We start from the raw sequence: 17,036 nt of genomic DNA, 5'->3' as shown, positions 1-17,036 counted from the left end.
GAAGTTAAGCCCTTCAGCGCCGATGGTACTGCATGGGAGACTGTGTGGGAGAGTAGGACACCGCCGGACACATATTAGGAAAGGGCCCTGCCGGGTTTACCGGCGGGGCCCTTTCTCATTTATCTGCCTTTTTGGTTCGTGTACGACGGCAACCCCCGGCCGGACGGCCTGCCGCGGTGAGAAGGTGGGCTCCTCTCGGCCGGGTCCGTACATCTGGTGTGGGGATGTCGGCGTCGCTGGGGAGGGTCGGTCTGCGGGGATTCGTCCCGGTTGCCGGGCGAGTGCGGAGGCCCGCCGGCCGGGAGCGGCCGCGGCGCTGCGGGTTGGTCGTCCTCCGGGGCACCCGTAGGCTGCTCGGGTGACCGAAAAGGTGTGGGAGATCGAGCCGTCCGGGCCGCTGCGCGGTGACGTCACCGTTCGCGGGGCGAAGAACGCCGTGAGCAAGCACATGGTGGCCGCCATGCTCGGGGACGGGCCGAGCGTCATCCGGAACGCGCCGGACGTCGGCGAGGTCGGGATCACCGCGGCGATGCTGGAGCATCTGGGCACCAGTGTGGAGCGCTCGGCCGACCAGTTGACGATCACCACCGGTCCGGTCGCCGAGCCGAACGTGCCCAAGGCCTTCACCGGTCTCAACCGGATTCCCATCCTGATGCTCGGGCCGCTGCTGCACCGCGCGGGCGAGGCGTTCGTCCCGCTGGTGGGCGGGGACCCGATCGGCCGCCGCCCGATCGACTTCCACGTCGACGCGCTGCGCGCGTTCGGCGCCGAGGTGGAGATCGCGGCCGACGGCATCCACGCCCGCGCCTCCCGGTTGCGCGGCACGCGGATCGAGCTGCCCTACCCCAGTGTGGGCGCCACCGAGACGGTGCTGCTGGCGGCCGTGCTCGCCGAGGGCAAGACGGTGATCCGGAACGCCGCCACCGAGCCGGAGATCATCGAGCTGGCGCTGTTCCTGCAGCGGATGGGCGCCGGGATCTCCTTCAGCCCCGACCGGCGGATCGTGGTGGAGGGCGTGGCGCGGCTGAACGGCGCCGAGACCACCCTGGCCGGCGACCGGATCGAGGCGTTCTCCTACCTGGTGGCCGGGCTGGTCACCCGGGGCGAGGTGCGCGTCCACGGCTGCCCGCAGGACCGCCTGGTCACGGCGATCACCACGCTGGCCCGGATGGGCGCCCGGTTCGAGATCACCGACGACTGGATCATGGCCTCGGCGCCGCAGGGGCTGCGGCCCGCCGCCGTGCAGACCGACACCCATCCGGGGTTCGCCACCGACTGGCAGACCCCGCTGATGGTCCTGTTCACGCAGGCCGACGGCATGTCGGTGCTGCACGAGACCGTCTACGAGAACCGGCTGGCGTACGTGCCGGCGCTCAAGAGCATGGGCGCGGAGATCGAGGTCTACGACACGTGCCTGGGCGGACCCGCCTGCCGCTACCACGACACCAGCGCCCTGCACTCGGCCGTGGTCCGCGGCGTCTCCAAGCTGCGCGGCGGCGACGTGACCATGCCCGACATCCGGGCGGGGTTCTCGGCCGTCCTGGCCGCCGCGGTGGCGGAGGGGCCGTCCACGCTGCGCGGCGTCCACCACATCGAGCGCGGCTACCACCACCCGGTGGAGCAGTTCCAGAACCTCGGCCTCACCCTGAACCCGCGCTGATCAGGCCGCGCTCGGCGGGAGCGGCGCGAGGTCGTGGTCGTAGAGCCAGGCGGTCGAGCGCTCGTAGAAGACGCGGAGGGCCAGCGGCATGACGATGTTCTGGACGCGCCGCGCCACCGGCCCGGCCGTCTTGGCGTCGCGGTTGGCCGCGGCCATCCTGACCAGCTTGGCGGTACGGGCGCGGCGGTCGCGCTCGTAGGCGGCGAGCGCGGTGGGAACCGTCGGCTCGGTGGCGGCGGCGCGGGCGAGCACGACGGCGTCCTCGACCGCCATCGACGCGCCCTGCCCGGCCCCGACCGGGTGCGCGGCGTCGCCGACCAGGACGGTCCGGTCGCCGTGCCAGACCCGCACGGACTCCAGGACGTGGTGCGGTGCGGGCCGGTGCGTCTCGGTCGCGGCGCGCAGGACGGCCGAGGGGTGCTCCTCGTCCCGGTAGAGCCGGGCTGGAGAGTCGGGTGTGATCGTGCCGGGGCCGGGCGGTTCCGGCGCGGTGACCTGCGCGGCCCACCACACGGTGCCGTCGGGGACGGCGATGGAGATGAACGTCCCGGCGCGCGCGAACACCATGTTGAACGTTCCGGGTTCGAGGGTTCCCGGTGCGGCGTCCACGCCCGAGGCCACTCCCGAGACGGTGTAGTAGCCGCCGTAGACGGGCCCCGGCGCGGACGGGGCGAGGATCCGGCGGGTGGCCGACCAGATGCCGTCGGCGCCGGTCAGCAGGTCGCCCTCGGCGGTGCGCCCGCTCTCGAACCTGGCCCGCACGCCGCCGGAGGGCTCGGTGTCCGCGCCGGTGAGCCGCTCGCCGGTGACGATCTCGGCGCCGAGCCGGACGGCCTCGGCGCGCAGTTCCTCGACCAGCCGGCCCCGCCACAGTGTGACGCTGTGCGTCGGGTCGTCCGACAGCCGGCCGCGCGGCAGGTCGCCCAGCAGCTTGCCGGATCCGGCCCACAGCCGCTGGCGGGGGACCGGGAACCCGGCGTCCCGGACGCGGTCGAGGCAGCCCAGCGCCTCCAGCCCGCGCAGCCCGTTGGCGGCGAGGCTGATGAAGGAGCCGACGGGTCCCGCCGGGTCGGCGTGCGACTCGTACACCGTCACCTCGGCGCCGATCCGCCGGAACGCGATCGCGCTCGCCGCCCCGGCCACGCCGCCGCCCGCCACGACCACGCGCATCGGAAACCTCCCCGAATCTACATTCACCGAATCTCTATTCGGCGAATTTCGGTTCAGTATGATGTCGCGACCAGGAGGCGTCAAGCGAGGGCGGAGGACGGGTGGCCCAACGGAAGACGGGAGCCGAGAGGGCGGCGGCCCCCAAGGCGGGGGTCCGGAAGGCGCGGGCGGCCGAGACGCGCGAGGCGCTGAAGGCGGCGGCGCGGCGGCTGTTCATGGAGCGCGGCTATCTCAACACCAAGATCACCGACATCACGGCCGAGGCGGGCCGCGCCACCGGCTCCTTCTACGACCACTTCGCGGGCAAGGAGGAGCTGCTCCAGGCCCTCATGGCCGACATGGGCGCCCAGGCCGACGAGGAGATCGGCGCGCGCGACCGGGAGCGCGGCCCCGCGCACCCGCGCGAGCACGACCTCACCGACCGCGACCAGCTCCGGGAGCATCTCGAGGTGGCCTGGAACGTCTACCGCGACCACCTCCCCGTGGTGGTCGCGCGGATGCAGGCCCTCATGGCCGACGACCCGGGGGCGGGCGGGACGTGGCGGACCCTGGTGCGGGAGACCGCCGACTTCCGCGACCACCTGGAGTACTCGCGCGAGCGCGGGCACCCGCTGCCCGGCGATCCGGCGCTGGTCGCCGCCGCGATGGGCGCGATGATCTCGATGTTCGGGTACGCGGTCCTCACCGCGGGCGAGGACGGCCCGGACGCGGACGACGGCGAGATCGTCGGGACGCTGACCCGGCTGCTGCTGAACGGGCTGGCCGGGCCGCCGCCCTCCGCCGGCCGACCTCCGCCCGCCGAGGTCTGACTTTGGTGACCGTCCGGCGGGCCGCGGCGTTGCGAACGGCCGTCCGTGGGGAGGATGTGAGGGCGCGGCAGCCCAGCCCGCTTCCCCACCGCGACGGTTCTGGAGGTCATCGTGGACACTGGCCCCGCCTACACCCCGCTGACCCCGCTCTCGTTCCTCGAACGGTCGGCGCAGGTGTTCCCCGGCAAGACCGCCGTCGTCTACGGCGAGCGGCGCAGCACCTACGCCGAGTTCGCCGCGCACGCCGTCCGGCTCGCGCACGCGCTGCGCTCCCTCGGCGTCGGCCCCGGCGACCGGGTGGCCTACCTGGCGCCCAACGTCCCCGAGTCGCTGGTCGCGCAGTTCGCCGTGCCGCTGGCCGGGGCCGTGCTGGTCGCGATCAACACCCGGCTCGCGCCCGAGGAGGTCCGCTACATCTGCGACCACTCCAGGGCGAAGGTGCTGGTGGTGGAAGCGGCCCTGCATCCCGCCGCGGCGCCGTCCGCCGCCGGGGGGCTGGCCACGGTCGAGCACATCGTCACCGTGACCGACCCCGAGTCCGGCGCGTCGCCCGACCCCGCGGTGGGCGGCCTCTCCTACCAGGACCTGCTCGAGAGCGGCTCCGACGACCCGCTGCCCTGGACCGTGGCCGACGAGAACGCCCCGATCTCCATCAACTACACCTCCGGCACCACCGGCAAGCCGAAGGGCGTCGTCTACACCCACCGCGGGGCGTACCTCAACGCGCTCGGCGAGATCGTGCACTCCCGGCACACCCCGGACAGCGTCTACCTGTGGACGCTGCCGATGTTCCACTGCAACGGCTGGTGCACGGGATGGGCCCTGGCGGCGATCGGCGGCACCCAGGTGTGCCTGCGGGCGGTGGACGCCGGCAGGATCTGGCGGCTGATCGACGAGGAGGGCGTCACCCACCTCAACGGCGCCCCGACCGTGCTCCGCATGATCGCCGACTCGCCGCGCGCCCACCCGCTGCCGCTGCCGCTCGTCATCACCACCGCCGCGGCCCCGCCCAGCCCCACGATCATCGGGCGGATGGAGGAGCTGGGGGCGCGGCTGGTCCACGTGTACGGGCTGACCGAGACCTACGGGCCGTACTCGGTGTGCGAGCCGCAGCCGGACTGGCCCCGCCTGGACGCGGGGGAGCGGGCCCGGCTGCTTTCCCGGCAGGGCGTGGGCATGCTGCAGACCGACGGGCTGCGGGTGGTCGGCGAGGACATGGACGACGTGCCCGCCGACGGCGCGACGCTCGGCGAGATCGTGATGCGCGGCAACAACGTCATGGCCGGCTACCACGACGATCCCGAGGCCACCGCGCACGCCTTCCGGGGCGGCTGGTTCCACTCCGGCGACCTGGGCGTCCGTCATCCCGACGGGTACGTGGAGCTGCGCGACCGGGCCAAGGACATCATCATCTCCGGCGGGGAGAACATCTCCACGGTCGAGGTGGAGAGCGCGCTGGACTCCCACCCGGCCGTCGCGGAGGCGGCGGTCGTGGCGGTGCCGGACGAGCGGTGGGGCGAGCGGCCCAAGGCGTTCGTGGTGCTGCGGGACGGCGCCGCGGTGGAGATGGAGGAGCTGGCCGGGCACGTCCGGGACCGGCTGGCCCGCTTCAAGGTCCCCGACGTCATCGAGTTCGTGGCGGAGCTGCCGAAGACCTCCACCGGCAAGATCCAGAAGTTTCGGCTGAGGGACAGGGAGCGGCCGGCCGGGGAGGGCCGGGCCCGGGGGTGAGCGCCGTGTCCCGTCCAGGACGCCCTGACGGGACGGGCGCGCAGGTGCGAAACGCGGCACGGTGGGAAGGGTCCCGACCATGGCCGACAAGAGCGAGAGCGACATGGCGCCCGCCGACGTGCTCGTCGTCGGCGCCGGCCCCACAGGACTGCTGCTCGCCGGGGACCTCGCCGCCTCCGGCGTGCGCTGCACGGTGCTGGAGCGACGCACCGGCGAGCTGAACCTCACCCGGGCCTTCGCGGTGCACGCCCGCACCCTGGAACAGCTGGACGCGCGCGGCGTGGCGGACGAGCTGCTGCGCACCGGCGAACGGATCACCACGCTGCGGCTCCCGGGCACGGCCCGGGTGCGGATGGACCGGCTGCCGGGCCGCTTCCCCTTCGTGCTGATCACGCCCCAGTACGAGACCGAACGGGTGCTGGAGGAACGGGCCCTGGACGCCGGGGCGCGGATCGCCTGGGGCACCGACCTGACCGGACTGGAGCAGGACGACGACGGCGTCCGGGCCCGGGTCCGGAGGGCCGACGGCTCCGAGCACGTGCTGACCGCGCGCTACCTGGTCGGCGCCGACGGGGCGGCCAGCACCGTCCGCCGCGAGCTGGGGCTCCCGTTCCCGGGACGCTCGGTGGTGCGCTCGGTGATGCTGGCCGACGTGCGGCTGAACGACGCGCCGCGCGAGGTGCTGACCGCGAACGCGGTCGGCGACGCCTTCGCGTTCCTGGCGCCGTTCGGCGACGGCTGGTACCGGGTGATCGCCTGGAACCGGCGGCACCAGGTCGCCGACTCCGAGCCGGTCAGCATGGAGGAGATCCGCGAGGTCACCCGGCGTGCCCTCGGCACCGACCACGGCATGCACGACCCGCGCTGGACCTCCCGCTTCCACAGCGACGAGCGGCAGGTCCCCCGGTACCGCGCCGGGCGGGTCTTCCTGGCCGGCGACGCCGCCCACGTGCACTCCCCGGCGGGCGGCCAGGGCATGAACACCGGGCTGCAGGACGCCGCCGACCTCAGCTGGCGGCTGGTCGCCGACCTGCACGGATGGGCGCCGCCCGGGCTGCTGGACGGCTACGACGACGAGCGCTACCCGGTCGGCCGCGCGGTGCTGCGCGGCAGCGGCGCCCTGCTGCGCGGCGCGCTGCTGGAGTCGCGGCTGCTGCGCGCCGTCCGCACGGCGGTCGCCCGCGTCGCGACCCGGATCGGCCCGGTGGAGCGGAGGCTGGCCGGGGCGATCTCCGGCATCGACGTCTCCTACCCCGCGCCGCCCGGCGCGCACCGGCTCGCCGGCCGCCGCGCCCCCGACGTGCGGCTGGCCGGCCCGCGCCGGAGGCTGTACGAGGCGCTGCGGGACGGCCGGTTCGTCCTGGTCGTGGCGGCGAACGACCCGGCGGTCACCTATCTGGCGACCAAACGGTGGGCCGATCGCGTGCGCTGCGTCGTCGCGGGCGGGGCGACCCGTACGACCGTGCTGGTCAGGCCGGACGGGTACATCGCCTGGGCGACCGACGAGACCGTGCCCGACCGGCGGGCCGCCGCCATCCGGGAGGCGCTGACCCGCTGGTGCGGGGCGCCCACCGATTTCCCGCAGCACGAGCGGCGGGCCTGACGGGCGCGCTTGAGCGCGTCGAGCCCGGCGGCGGCGCCGCGGGCCGTTAGAAGCGGCGCTCCTCCCGTCCGTAGCCGAGCTCGTCGGCCACGTCGGCGAGGTTCTCGTACGGCCGGTCCGGCAGGCTCTCCAGCGCGGAGATGGCCGTCTCCGGTGTGTCGGCCCCGGAGACGTGCTCGACCAGCTCGTTCGGCCGGGCCGGGTAGCGCACGCCCGTGAGGATCCGGGCCAGCGCGCTGCGCTCCTCCACGTCCTGCGGGCTCATCCCCGGTGGCGAGCCCTCCCGCCGCCCGCCCGGGACGGTCGCCGGATCCCAGGCGGGCTCGTCCGAGGTGGGCTCGGCCTCCCTGAACTCCTCGGCCCGCGTGGAGTGGCCGCCGCGGACCATGCCCTCGGTCTCGTGCTCCATCTCCTCGTCGAGCCGGGCGCCGTGCTTGTCGCTCTTGTCCTGCTGCATGTTCACTCCCCCTTCCCCGCTGGGTCGTTCCCGAGCGTCGCGGGATAAACGGGGCCGTGATCGCGAGCCGGAACGGTTCACGGCGCGTCGCGCAGCCGATCGGGGCCGTTCGGCCGGACGCCGCCGGGACGCCATGTGCGCCCGTCACCGTGAGGCGGTCATCGAAGATCTTGAGAAGGGATCGACATGCCCCTCCCGGGTCGGTCCGGCGCGCTCCGCCGGTTCCCTCACCTGCTCATCGCGCTGGCGGTCCTGGTGGCCGGAGTGGTCGCCGGAGTGGTCGCCGCCCCCGCGGCCTTCGCCGGCGACGCCAAGCTGCGCGTGATGTCCTACAACATCCGGTTGAACGCCGACGCCCCGCCCAAGGACTGGCCGTCCCGCCTGCCCCTGATGAAGAACGTCCTGCGCAAGCACCACCCCGACCTGCTGGGCGTCCAGGAGGCCCTGTGGCAGCAGATGCGCGACCTGGACGGCGCGCTGCCCGAGCACGACTGGGTCGGAATGGGACGCCAGGGCGGCACCCGGGACGAGTTCTCGGCGATCTTCTATCGCAAGGACCGCTTCGAGGTGCTGGACTTCGACCACTTCTGGCTGTCCGACACCCCGCACGTGATCGGATCGAAGACCTGGGGCAACACCATCACCCGGATGGTCACCTGGGCCAAGTTCCGCGACCGCCGCACCGGCACGGTCTTCTACCACGTCAACACCCACTTCGACCACCAGTCGGAGAACGCCCGCGTGAAGAGCGCCGGGCTGATCCTGGAGCGGGTGCGCGGCTTCGAGGCCGGGGTCCCGGTGGTGCTGACCGGCGACTTCAACGCCGCCGCGGAGAAGACCGAGCCGTACCGGATCCTCACCGGCGCCGACGCCTTCGCCGACACCTGGAAGACCGCGGAGAAGCGCGGCCCCGCCTACAACACCTTCGGCGGCTGGAAGGCCCCGGTGCCGGACGGCGACCGCATCGACTGGATCCTGTCGCGGGGCGCCGTGCGGACCCGCTGGACCGAGATCGACCCCTACCAGCAGGGCGGCCTCTACCCCTCCGACCACTACCCGGTGGTCGCGCACGTCACGATCGGGCAGAATGCCTGATCGCGTGACGTCTACACCCTGAGGACGAGGAGCGGGATGGTCCCGGATCCGGACTGGTGGCGGGCCGACCCCGAACACCGGGAGCTGCTGGCCTTCGACGGCGGCACCGACGACCAGGGGCTGCCCTACGACGCGGCCGCGGCCGACCGGCGCGCCGTCCTGGAGGCGCTGCTGGGCGAGGACGGCCCGCCCGCCCGGCACGATCCGGGCCTCCCGCTCTACCTGCTGGAGCAGGAGGCGCTCTGGCACCGTCACTCCTGGGGGTTCGGCCACGGCATCGGCATGGCCGCGCTGCTGGTGGCCGAGCACCGCCGGGCCCGGGACGTGTGGCCGCTGTGGGACGCCAAGACCACCAGCTTCGACACCATGCTCGGGCTGCCCCGCGAGCTGCTGTTCGCCGCGGGGGTCGGGGAGACGGTCGCGTTCGTCGGGGCGGGCGGGGACCCGCGGCGTGCCGACTTCCTCGGGTTCTTCGAGGACCACGGCCTCCCCGACGACGACGAGGTCGCCCGTACGCTGGCGGGTCTGCGCCGCCACTACACCTCCGGGGGCTGACCCTCCGGGCCCGGCCGGGCCCTCAGGATCTGCGGAAGGCGCGGAGCACGCGGCGTGCCAGCGACGGCTCCGAGGCGGTCGGGCCCTGCCGCCCCGCCTCCGGCTCCGCCTCGATCTGCTCGGGCGGCGGGCCGACCGGACGCCGCCCGGCGGCGTCCGGGGGCAGCTCGTACAGCACCGGCAGCGAGCGCAGCGACCGCGACAGCGGTGAGGCGTGCCAGCCCAGCTGCTCCTCGGGGACCGCCAGCCGCAGCGCCGAGAACCGCTCGAACAGCTTCCCGACGGCCAGGGTCGTGACGGTGGTGGCCAGCTCCCGGCCCAGGCAGGCGTGCGCCCCCGAACCCCAGGCCAGATGCGCCCGGGAGCTGTAGATGGCGTCGGGGTCGATGCCGTCGGCGAAGGCCGGGTCGGTGTGCGCGCCGGCGAGCGAGAGCATGACCGGGTCGCCGGCCGCGATCCGGTACCGTCCCATCCGCACCTCCGTCTTCGGCCAGCGCAGGGTGGTGTTGGCCAGCGGCGGGTCGGCGATCACCGCCCGGTTGACCACCTCGGGGAGCATCCCGGCCGACAGGCTCTCCCGCATCCGCACGTCCCCGCCGATCACCTTGACCGCCGTCGTGCAGATCAGGGTGCCGGTGTGGTCGCCGAGCAGCCCGAGCACCAGCGGCAGCTCGTGGGCGATCTCCTCCGGGGTCAGGTCGGGCGCCGCGGCCAGCATGTGCGAGGCCAGGTCGTCGGTCGGCTGGAGCGCCCGCGCCGCGCAGATCTCGGCCGCCGCGGCGGCGATCCGCGCCGTCGCAGCGCCGGCCTCCGGCCCCGCGTCCAGCGCCCGCCACAGGTCCTGGACGAGCTCGTCGCCCTGCCTGCCCTCGAACCCCAGCAGCCGGTTGATGATCAACAGGGGCAGCGGCCGGGCGTACTGCGTGGCCAGATCGGCCTGCCCGGTAAGCCCGCCCTCGCCGATCAGGGTGATGAGGTCGTCGGCGTACCGGGAGACGGCCCGTTCGAGCTCCTTGGCCTGCGGCCGGGTGCGGTCCTGGAACGGGCGCAGGCCGACGCTCCACGCGTTGCGCAGCCGGGTCAGCTCCGCGCCGTCGCGCTGCGCCGAGCTGTCGGCGGTGTAGATGGGCAGCATCGGCCAGTCGGCCGGGACGCGGCCCTCGGCGTGGGCCCGCCAGGACTCGACCCGCTTGCTCCAGACGCCCCGCGGGTCGCGCATCACGTCCAGCACCTGCGCGTAGCCCAGGACGAGCCAGATCGGCACACCGAGGACGTCGACGGGGACGACCGGGCCGTAGCGGGCCCGCAGGCTCTCGTAGAACACCGCCGGGCGGGTCTGGTAGTCGGCGGTGAGGAGGGGCTCGGCGCTGATCGATTCCAGCGGGGGGTGCTCGTCGGGGGTGGGGGCGTCCATCCTTCAGCACTTTAGAAGAGCGGACCCGGACATGATCGCGGATTGGTGCAATCCCACAGAGATCACACCCGTCCCGCGGCCACCGGACGTGCGGCTTCCCACCGGGCATGCGACGCTAGGAGTGTCCCAAGGAGAGCGGAGGTCCCCATGAGCGACTCGGATGGAGAGCCGGCGGGCGGCGATCGGGAAGGCGCCGAGGACGAGGTGAAGCGCAGGTTCCGGGAGGCGCTGGAGCGCAAGCGCGGCGCGTCCGCGGCCAAGGGCGCGGGCGGCGGTGGCAGGGGCTCCAAGGTCCGCGGCGCCCACGACCGCGCCGACCACCAGCGCCAGTTCCGCCGCAAGAGCGGCTGACACCGGTTCCGCCGCGAGGGAGACCGGATGACGGCCGGACGGGAGTCCGGCCGTCAGCCCGTCAGCCCGCGTAGAGCTTGGCGGCGTACTGGTCGCCGTAGTAGGTCTCCAACTGCTCCACCGTCTCCTCCACGCGCTGGACGTCCTTGACGATGCGCGCGTGCGAGGGCAGCGCGTCCGGCTCCCAGCTGCCGGGCCGCCACAGCTCCGAGCGCATGAACGCCTTGGCGCAGTGGAAGAAGATCTGCTCGATCTCGACCACCAGCGCCAGGACCGGCCGGTGCCCCTTGACCACCATCCGGTCGAAGAACGGCGCCTCCCGGACCAGCCGCGCCCGCCCGTTGATCCGCAGCGTCTCGCTCCGCCCGGGGATCAGGTGGATCAGCCCGACGTGCGGGTTGGACAGGATGTTGCGGAACCCGTCGGCGCGCCGGTTGCCGGGACGCTCGGGGATCGCGATCGTGTGCTCGTCCAGCACCAGCGTGAACCCGGGCGGGTCGCCCTTGGGCGAGACGTCGCAGTCGCCCGCGGCGTCGCTGGTGGCGATCAGGCAGAACGGCGAGCGGGCCAGCCATTCGCGGTCCCAGGCGTGCAGGCGCACCCGCTCCTTGGCGACCGCCCTGGGCATGGGCGCGCCGAGCAGCTCCCGCAGCTCGGCCTCCGATGTGATCTCCGTGGACTCGTGCGACACCGCGACCTCCGGCGCTCGGGAACCGCCAGATTATCGCGGCGGTACGTGCCGGTGGTGACATGCCGACAATTTTTTTCGTCAGGGAAGCTCATGTGTTCGGAGGAACGTGTGGCGGGTCCGGTTCGTCAGAGTCCCCATGGGGAGTCGGATCCGCACGGGGAGCGGTATGCGCGCTGACACGAGGACCGGCGGGGGCGACGCGGACGGCGCCGCCGAGCCGGTGTTCCGGTACGCCTGGGCGGAGGACGGCCTTGCGCGGCACCTCGCGCTCGGCTGGGACGGCGACGGCTGGTGGTTCGAGAGCCTGCCCGGCGGGCGCGTCCCGCTGGTCGACGGCGCCGCCCACCTGGCCGCGTTCGCGCGCTGGGTGCTGGAGCCCCGTCCCGGCGGCGCGTACGAGACGGGGTTCCCGCTGGTGCGCGGTGCCCCCGACGGCACCATCGCCGAGCAGGGACGCGACGGCGGATCCCTGATCCGGGAGACCGCGCTGGACGTCGACGTCTACCTGTGCCGCGACGAGCCGGGCGGTCCCGAGCGGCTGCTGGCCTTCCCGTCGGCGTCCGTCGTCGGCACGCGGACCAGCTACCCCGTCGCGGCGGAGCTGGTCGCCTCCCCGCTGGACCGGGAACGGCTCCGGCAGGCCGCCCGCGCGCTGCTGGCGGTGACGCAGCCGTCGATCTGCCTGATCCCGGCCGCCTCCGCGGCGGCGCGGCGGCGCCCCCGGACCGATCCGGCGGGCCGGGGCGATCCGGGGGCCGCGCGCAGGGGCTGAGCCGCCGGTCCGGGCGTCAGGCGGCGCGGAACGCGGCGGCCGCGTCCATCGACTCGATCCCGAAGGCGATCGTGCCCACCGGGGCGCCGCCGGCCGCGGCGTGCACCCGGGCCGCGGCGTCGGCGCCGAACCCGCCGAACAGCTCGATCAGGCCCACCTTCTCCTGCGCCGCGACCCGTTCCGCGGCGGCGATGTCGGGCACCGCCACCGCCGTGAACCGGGCGCCGCCGCCGTGCTCCCGGACGATCCGGTCCCGTTCGGGATCGGCGCCCGGGACCAGCAGCAGGAACAGCTCCGACTGGAGCTCGCCGGCGAGGAAGGCCAGGTGGAAGCGGGAGATCGCGGCCAGCGACTCGGAGTCGTAGCCGATCGCCCCGACCGGGGCCCGGTCGCCGACCGCGGCGATCACCCGGGCGGCGCCGACCGGGCCGAAGCCGCCGCACAGCTCCACCAGCCCGGCGCCCTCGCCGACGAGCCGCTCGACCACCGGGGCCGCCTCGTCCAGATCCGGCACCCCGACCAGCGTCACGCGGCGGCCGCCGCCCTCGAACTCGACCAGGTCGCCGGCGGGGCCGGCGTCCGGCCGCGGGTAGATGACGATCGTCCGGGGCAGCGTCGTGTGGGACATCGTTCGCTCCTTCGTTCGGCTCTCGGCGGGTACGTCGGCGACGCTACGGGGGCCCGCTGATGACCGGCTGACGGTCCGCTTACCATCGCGGCATGCGATTCGGGGTGCTGGGGCCGCTGGCCGTGTGGACGGACACGGGCGAGGAGGTCGCCGTGCCGGGGGCCAAGGTGCGGGCGCTGCTGGCGGACCTGCTGGTCCATCACGGGCGCACGGTCCCCGCCGGGACGTTGATCGAGGACGTGTGGGAGGGGGCGCCGCCCGCGCAGGCCACCGGGGCGCTCCAGTCGAAGGTGGCGCAGCTGCGCGGCGCCCTGGAGCGTGCCGAGCCGGGGGCGCGCGCCCTGGTGGAGACGGCGCCGCACGGGTACCGCCTGAGGGCCGAGCCGTCCCAGGTGGACGCGGCGGTCTTCGCCGACCTGCTCGCAAGCGCGCGCTACGAGGAGGCCCTCGCGCTGTGGCGGGGGCCCGCCTTCGCGGAGTACGCCGGGACGCCGTTCGCCCGGGCCGCCGCCGAACGGCTGGAGGAGCAGCGCGTCACCGCGTTCGAGGGCCTCGCCGAGCAGCGCGTCGAACGCGGCGAACACCGGGCGCTGGCCGACGAGCTCCCGGCGATGCTGGCCGCCCATCCGCTGCGCGAGCGGCTGCACGCCGTCCGGATCCGCGCCCTCTACCTGGACGGGCGGCAGGCCGAGGCGCTGGAGGCCTACCGCGAGATCAGGGAGCGGCTGGCCGAGGAACTGGGCGTGGACCCCGGCCCCGAGCTGGCCGCCCTCCACCAGGCCGTGCTGCGTCAGGACCCGGCGCTGGCCGGGCCTCCGGAGCCGCCCGCCACCAACCTGCCGGTCCCGCTCACCGCGCTCGTCGGGCGGGAGGAGGCGGTCTCGGAGGTCCGGGAGCTGCTGCGCGCGCACCGCCTCGTCACCCTGACCGGGCCCGCCGGGGTCGGCAAGACGCGGCTGGCGCTGGAGGCGGCCGCCTCGCGGGCGGACGCCGCCGACGGCGCCTGGCTGGTCGAGCTCGCCGGGGTCGACGCGGCCGGGGCGCGCGCCGACCCCGCCGTCCTGGCGGAGCGGATCGCTGCGGCGCTGGGCGTGCGGGGCGCGCTGTCGGAGGCCCTGCGCGGCCGCCGGACGCTGCTGATCCTGGACACCGTGGAGCATCTGGCCGCACCGGCCTCCAGGCTCGTCGTGGCGCTGCTGGGGGCCGCGCCGGGGCTGCGCGTCCTGGCCACCGGGCGGGAGCCGCTGGCCGTGCCCGGCGAGCGGCTGTGGCCGGTGCCCCCGCTGGGGCGCGAGGCTGCGGTCCGGCTGTTCCGCGAGCGGGTCGCCGACGCCTTTTCGGGATTCGCCGCCGAGGCCGGGGACGGCGACACCGAGGAGATCGCCGCGCTCTGCCGGCGCCTGGACGGGCTGCCGCTGGCGATCGAGCTGGCCGCCGCGCGGGTGCGCACGCTCGGGCTGGGCGAGGTGGCGGCCAGGCTGGACGACCGGTTCCGGCTGCTGGGCTCGGGCGCGCGCACGCTGCGCGCCGCGTTCGACTGGAGCTGGGACCTGCTCGACGACCGCGAGCGGGCCGTCCTGGGCCGCCTGTCGGTCTGCGCGGGCGGCTTCGACCTGGCCGCGGCCGAGGCGATCGCCGCGGGAGAGGGCGTGGCGGCGGGGGAGGTCGCGGGCGCGGTGGCCGCCCTGGCCGACCGCTCCCTGCTTTCCGTGGACGGCTCGGGGACGCGCCGCTTCGGCATGCTGGAGAGCGTCGCTGCGTACGCGCGCGAACGCCTGGCCGAGGCGGGCGAGGCGGAGGAGTGCGCCGACCGCCACGCCCGGCACTTCGCGGGGGTGGCGGCGGAGGCCGACCGTCATCTGCGCGGCCCCGCGCAGCGGGAATGGCTGCGGCGGCTCGACACCGAGACGGGGAACCTGCGCGCCGTGCTGGACCGCCTCCTGGACCGGGACGCGGGGCAGAGGGCGCTGCGGATGTGCGGGGCGCTCGGCTGGTACTGGTTCCTGCGCGGCCGCTACCGCGAGGCGCACCGCGCGTTCGGCAGGGCCCTCGGCGCCGCCGGTCCGGCCGGCGGCGCCGAGAGCGGGGCGCGGTCCGGCGCGCTGGTCTGGCGCGCGGCCCTGGAGGCGTGGGAGCGGATGCCGGCCGACCCGGTGGAGCCGCCGGACGAACTGCCCGCCCGCGAGCGCTGGCTGCTCGGCCTCGCCCGCGCCGACGGCGGCGACCTCCCCGCCGCCATCGCCCTGGTGAACGCCGCGCTGGAGGAGTTCCGGCGGGCCGGCGACCGCTGGGGCACGGCCGCGGCGCTCAGCGTCCTCGGCTGGGAGTCCCTCCGGCTCGGCGACCTGCCCGCCGCGCGCCGCGAGGGCGAGGAGGCGCTGGCGCTCTTCCGCGAGACGGGCGACCGCTGGGGCGGGTCGCGGGCCCTGCGGCTGCTGGGCGTGCTGGCGGAGGTGGACGGCGACTACGGCCGGGCCGGGCGGCTGCACCGGGAAGGTCTGGCCTCCGCCGAGGAGCTGGAGCTGTGGCCGGTGGTGGTGGAGGAGATCTCGCAGCTGGGCAGGCTCGCCGCGCTCGCCGGGGACCACGCCGCCGCCGACGCGCACTACGAGCGCGCGCTGCGGGTGGCGCGCGAAGGGTCGTTCCACCACGGCGTCGTCCACGCCCGCGTGGGGCTGGGGGCCTCGGCGCGCAGGCAGGGACGGCTCGAGGCCGCCGAGGAGCACCTGCGCGCCGCCGAGGAGGCGCACCGCGCGGACGGCTACCGGTCCGGCCTCGCCTACGTGCTGGCCGAGCTCGGCTTCGTCGCGGAGCTGCGCGGCGACGCGGCCACGGCGCGGGCCCGCCACGAGGAGAGCCTCGCCCTGGCCCGCGACGCCGCCGACCCGCGCACGGTGGCGCTGGCGACCGAGGGGCTGGCCGGTGCGCTGTCGCTGGAGGGCGACACCGGGACGGCCGCCCGCCTCCTCGCCGAGGCGTCCGCGATCAGGCCGCTGCCGCCCGCCGAGCGCGGCGACGTCGACCGCATCGCCGCGCGCCTCGCCGCCGCCGGCGGGCCTAGCGGAAGGTGACGGCCCCCGGGTAGTGCCCGGCGGCGCAGGTGAAGCGCAGCCGGCCCGGCCGCGGGGTGCCCAGGTCGATGCGGGTGTCGCCGGTCACGGGCAGCATCCGCTCCAGGTTCCGGGACGGGATCGTGAACGCGCGCGTGCACCCCCGGTTGCCGTGCGTGCGGACGACCAGGACCGTCCGCACCCCGGAGCGGGCCGTGACCAGCGCGGGCCGGTAGCCGCGGTCGGCCGCGCCGATCGTGATGACCTGGGCGCCGGTCGCGTCGGTCGTGACGTTGCGCGTCACATCGCGGGTCGCGGCCGTGGCCGTCGTTCCCGGGCCGGGCAGCCAGCCGCCCAGCCGCAGCCCCGACATCAGCGTCCAGCCCGCGACCGCGACCAGTCCCACGCCGACGAGCGCGGTGAGCCGCCCGCGCAGCATCCGCATGCCGCGTCCCAGCCCCACCCCGAGCAGCCCCGAGAGCGGCGCGGTGCCGAGCACGAAGCCCGCCATGACGGCGGCCCCGGCGACGGGGGAGCGCGAGGTGACGGCGAGCAGCTCGGCCGACAGCGTCACGCCGCAGGGCAGCAGCACCGTCGCCGCGCCCAGCGCCGCCGGCCGCCGCAGGCGCCCGTACCGCGGACGCGTCGCGGACGTGCCGTCCACGAGGTCCGCCTGGGTGGCGCAGTGGTCGCCGTCCGGGCCGCCGAGGCGCCGGAGCAGGCGGCGGGCGGGCGGGAAGCCCATCAGGTCCAGCGCGAAGACCAGCAGCACGGCCGCGGCGGCCACCATCAGCGCCGCCCGTACGCCCGGCCCCGGCTGGACGGCCGCGCCCGCGATCCCCAGCAGCGCGCCGAGCGCCGTGTGCACCGCCAGCTTGGCCGCCAGGAAGGCCGCGACCGGGGCGGCGGGACGCGGCGCGTGCCGCACCGCCCCGGTCAGCAGCCCCAGCTGGACCGCCGCGCACGAGCCGCCCCCCGCCAGCAGTCCGGTCCCGGCGCCCGTGAGGAAGAGCACGGCGGCGTCGTCCACCAGGGTCTCCCACCCTCGTC

Annotated in this window: 15 protein-coding genes and 1 rRNA gene; 10 read left to right on the top strand and 6 right to left on the bottom strand. The window is 75.3% G+C overall.

Features of this window, described 5'->3' with window-relative positions; translation table 11 throughout:
- Nucleotides 1-69 (top strand): 5S ribosomal RNA (gene rrf / locus ACFPZN_RS56765); the annotation flags it as partial.
- 289 nt (nucleotides 70-358) lie between these two features.
- Nucleotides 359-1,660, top strand: coding sequence for a UDP-N-acetylglucosamine 1-carboxyvinyltransferase (murA, locus tag ACFPZN_RS14295; RefSeq protein WP_378282406.1), 1,302 nt, complete (start codon nucleotides 359-361; stop codon nucleotides 1,658-1,660).
- Here the strand turns inward: murA and ACFPZN_RS14290 are convergent, their stop codons facing one another.
- Nucleotides 1,661-2,830, bottom strand: coding sequence for an FAD-dependent oxidoreductase (locus ACFPZN_RS14290; protein ID WP_378282405.1), 1,170 nt, complete (start codon nucleotides 2,828-2,830; stop codon nucleotides 1,661-1,663).
- A 101-nt stretch (nucleotides 2,831-2,931) separates the two neighbouring features.
- Between ACFPZN_RS14290 and ACFPZN_RS14285 the strand changes: the two genes are divergently transcribed.
- The 3 genes from ACFPZN_RS14285 to ACFPZN_RS14275 all read left to right on the top strand — a co-directional run bounded on the left by ACFPZN_RS14285 (nucleotide 2,932) and on the right by ACFPZN_RS14275 (nucleotide 6,973).
- On the top strand, nucleotides 2,932-3,639 hold the full coding sequence (locus tag ACFPZN_RS14285; RefSeq protein ID WP_378282404.1) for a TetR/AcrR family transcriptional regulator: 708 nt from the start codon (nucleotides 2,932-2,934) through the stop codon (nucleotides 3,637-3,639).
- A gap of 111 nt (nucleotides 3,640-3,750) precedes the next feature.
- Nucleotides 3,751-5,370, top strand: coding sequence for a long-chain-fatty-acid--CoA ligase (locus tag ACFPZN_RS14280; protein ID WP_378282403.1), 1,620 nt, complete (start codon nucleotides 3,751-3,753; stop codon nucleotides 5,368-5,370).
- 79 nt (nucleotides 5,371-5,449) lie between these two features.
- Entirely contained in the window at nucleotides 5,450-6,973 is a 1,524-nt protein-coding gene (locus ACFPZN_RS14275; protein WP_378282402.1) for an FAD-dependent monooxygenase, read from the top strand.
- A 46-nt stretch (nucleotides 6,974-7,019) separates the two neighbouring features.
- On the opposite strand, the gene ACFPZN_RS14270 is transcribed toward ACFPZN_RS14275, so the two are convergent.
- A complete protein-coding gene (locus tag ACFPZN_RS14270) occupies nucleotides 7,020-7,430 on the bottom strand; it encodes a DUF2795 domain-containing protein (RefSeq protein ID WP_378282401.1) in 411 nt (136 codons plus the stop codon).
- A 186-nt stretch (nucleotides 7,431-7,616) separates the two neighbouring features.
- Between ACFPZN_RS14270 and ACFPZN_RS14265 the strand changes: the two genes are divergently transcribed.
- Together ACFPZN_RS14265 and ACFPZN_RS14260 are read left to right on the top strand one after the other, a co-directional pair.
- The gene (locus ACFPZN_RS14265; RefSeq protein WP_378282400.1) at nucleotides 7,617-8,525 is read left to right on the top strand and encodes an endonuclease/exonuclease/phosphatase family protein; all 909 of its coding nucleotides are present in this window, start codon (nucleotides 7,617-7,619) and stop codon (nucleotides 8,523-8,525) included.
- Between the two features lie 36 nt (nucleotides 8,526-8,561).
- A complete protein-coding gene (locus tag ACFPZN_RS14260) occupies nucleotides 8,562-9,080 on the top strand; it encodes a hypothetical protein (protein WP_378282399.1) in 519 nt (172 codons plus the stop codon).
- A gap of 22 nt (nucleotides 9,081-9,102) precedes the next feature.
- On the opposite strand, the gene ACFPZN_RS14255 is transcribed toward ACFPZN_RS14260, so the two are convergent.
- The gene (locus tag ACFPZN_RS14255; protein ID WP_378282398.1) at nucleotides 9,103-10,494 is read right to left on the bottom strand and encodes a cytochrome P450 family protein; all 1,392 of its coding nucleotides are present in this window, start codon (nucleotides 10,492-10,494) and stop codon (nucleotides 9,103-9,105) included.
- Nucleotides 10,495-10,641: 147 nt separating this feature from the next.
- On the opposite strand from ACFPZN_RS14255, the gene ACFPZN_RS14250 reads away from it, so the two are divergent.
- Nucleotides 10,642-10,845: a DUF5302 domain-containing protein gene (locus tag ACFPZN_RS14250; RefSeq protein WP_378282397.1), complete on the top strand. Its 204-nt coding sequence runs from the start codon at nucleotides 10,642-10,644 to the stop codon at nucleotides 10,843-10,845.
- Nucleotides 10,846-10,906: 61 nt separating this feature from the next.
- Here ACFPZN_RS14250 and ACFPZN_RS14245 read toward each other — a convergent pair whose 3' ends face one another.
- Nucleotides 10,907-11,536 (bottom strand): pyridoxamine 5'-phosphate oxidase family protein, encoded by a 630-nt coding sequence (locus ACFPZN_RS14245; RefSeq protein ID WP_378282396.1) that lies wholly within the window; start codon nucleotides 11,534-11,536, stop codon nucleotides 10,907-10,909.
- A gap of 166 nt (nucleotides 11,537-11,702) precedes the next feature.
- On the opposite strand from ACFPZN_RS14245, the gene ACFPZN_RS14240 reads away from it, so the two are divergent.
- Nucleotides 11,703-12,308: a hypothetical protein gene (locus ACFPZN_RS14240; protein WP_378282395.1), complete on the top strand. Its 606-nt coding sequence runs from the start codon at nucleotides 11,703-11,705 to the stop codon at nucleotides 12,306-12,308.
- Nucleotides 12,309-12,324: 16 nt separating this feature from the next.
- Here ACFPZN_RS14240 and ACFPZN_RS14235 read toward each other — a convergent pair whose 3' ends face one another.
- Entirely contained in the window at nucleotides 12,325-12,936 is a 612-nt protein-coding gene (locus ACFPZN_RS14235; RefSeq protein ID WP_378282394.1) for a DUF6506 family protein, read from the bottom strand.
- Between the two features lie 92 nt (nucleotides 12,937-13,028).
- On the opposite strand from ACFPZN_RS14235, the gene ACFPZN_RS14230 reads away from it, so the two are divergent.
- Nucleotides 13,029-16,007, top strand: coding sequence for a BTAD domain-containing putative transcriptional regulator (locus ACFPZN_RS14230; protein ID WP_378282393.1), 2,979 nt, complete (start codon nucleotides 13,029-13,031; stop codon nucleotides 16,005-16,007).
- Here the strand turns inward: ACFPZN_RS14230 and ACFPZN_RS14225 are convergent.
- Nucleotides 15,994-17,016: an urease accessory protein UreH domain-containing protein gene (locus ACFPZN_RS14225; RefSeq protein WP_378282392.1), complete on the bottom strand. Its 1,023-nt coding sequence runs from the start codon at nucleotides 17,014-17,016 to the stop codon at nucleotides 15,994-15,996. The two genes, ACFPZN_RS14230 and ACFPZN_RS14225, sit on opposite strands and share 14 nt — an antisense overlap.
- Nucleotides 17,017-17,036: the final 20 nt, after the last annotated feature.

This window comes from Actinomadura rugatobispora (assembly GCF_042656285.1).
GTDB classification, from domain to species: domain Bacteria; phylum Actinomycetota; class Actinomycetes; order Streptosporangiales; family Streptosporangiaceae; genus Spirillospora; species Spirillospora rugatobispora.
This window is presented reverse-complemented; position numbering and strand designations above follow the sequence as displayed.

Excerpts from the sequence above, each read along its gene's own strand:
- ACFPZN_RS14250 (WP_378282397.1), top strand. The coding sequence starts at position 10,642 with ATGAGCGACTCGGATGGAGAGCCGGCGGGCGGCGATCGGGAAGGCGCC.
- ACFPZN_RS14255 (WP_378282398.1), bottom strand. The coding sequence starts at position 10,494 with ATGGACGCCCCCACCCCCGACGAGCACCCCCCGCTGGAATCGATCAGC.
- ACFPZN_RS14260 (WP_378282399.1), top strand. The coding sequence starts at position 8,562 with ATGGTCCCGGATCCGGACTGGTGGCGGGCCGACCCCGAACACCGGGAG.
- ACFPZN_RS14265 (WP_378282400.1), top strand. The coding sequence starts at position 7,617 with ATGCCCCTCCCGGGTCGGTCCGGCGCGCTCCGCCGGTTCCCTCACCTG.
- ACFPZN_RS14230 (WP_378282393.1), top strand. The coding sequence starts at position 13,029 with ATGCGATTCGGGGTGCTGGGGCCGCTGGCCGTGTGGACGGACACGGGC.
- ACFPZN_RS14290 (WP_378282405.1), bottom strand. The coding sequence starts at position 2,830 with ATGCGCGTGGTCGTGGCGGGCGGCGGCGTGGCCGGGGCGGCGAGCGCG.
- ACFPZN_RS14235 (WP_378282394.1), bottom strand. The coding sequence starts at position 12,936 with ATGTCCCACACGACGCTGCCCCGGACGATCGTCATCTACCCGCGGCCG.
- ACFPZN_RS14275 (WP_378282402.1), top strand. The coding sequence starts at position 5,450 with ATGGCCGACAAGAGCGAGAGCGACATGGCGCCCGCCGACGTGCTCGTC.
- ACFPZN_RS14270 (WP_378282401.1), bottom strand. The coding sequence starts at position 7,430 with ATGCAGCAGGACAAGAGCGACAAGCACGGCGCCCGGCTCGACGAGGAG.
- ACFPZN_RS14240 (WP_378282395.1), top strand. The coding sequence starts at position 11,703 with ATGCGCGCTGACACGAGGACCGGCGGGGGCGACGCGGACGGCGCCGCC.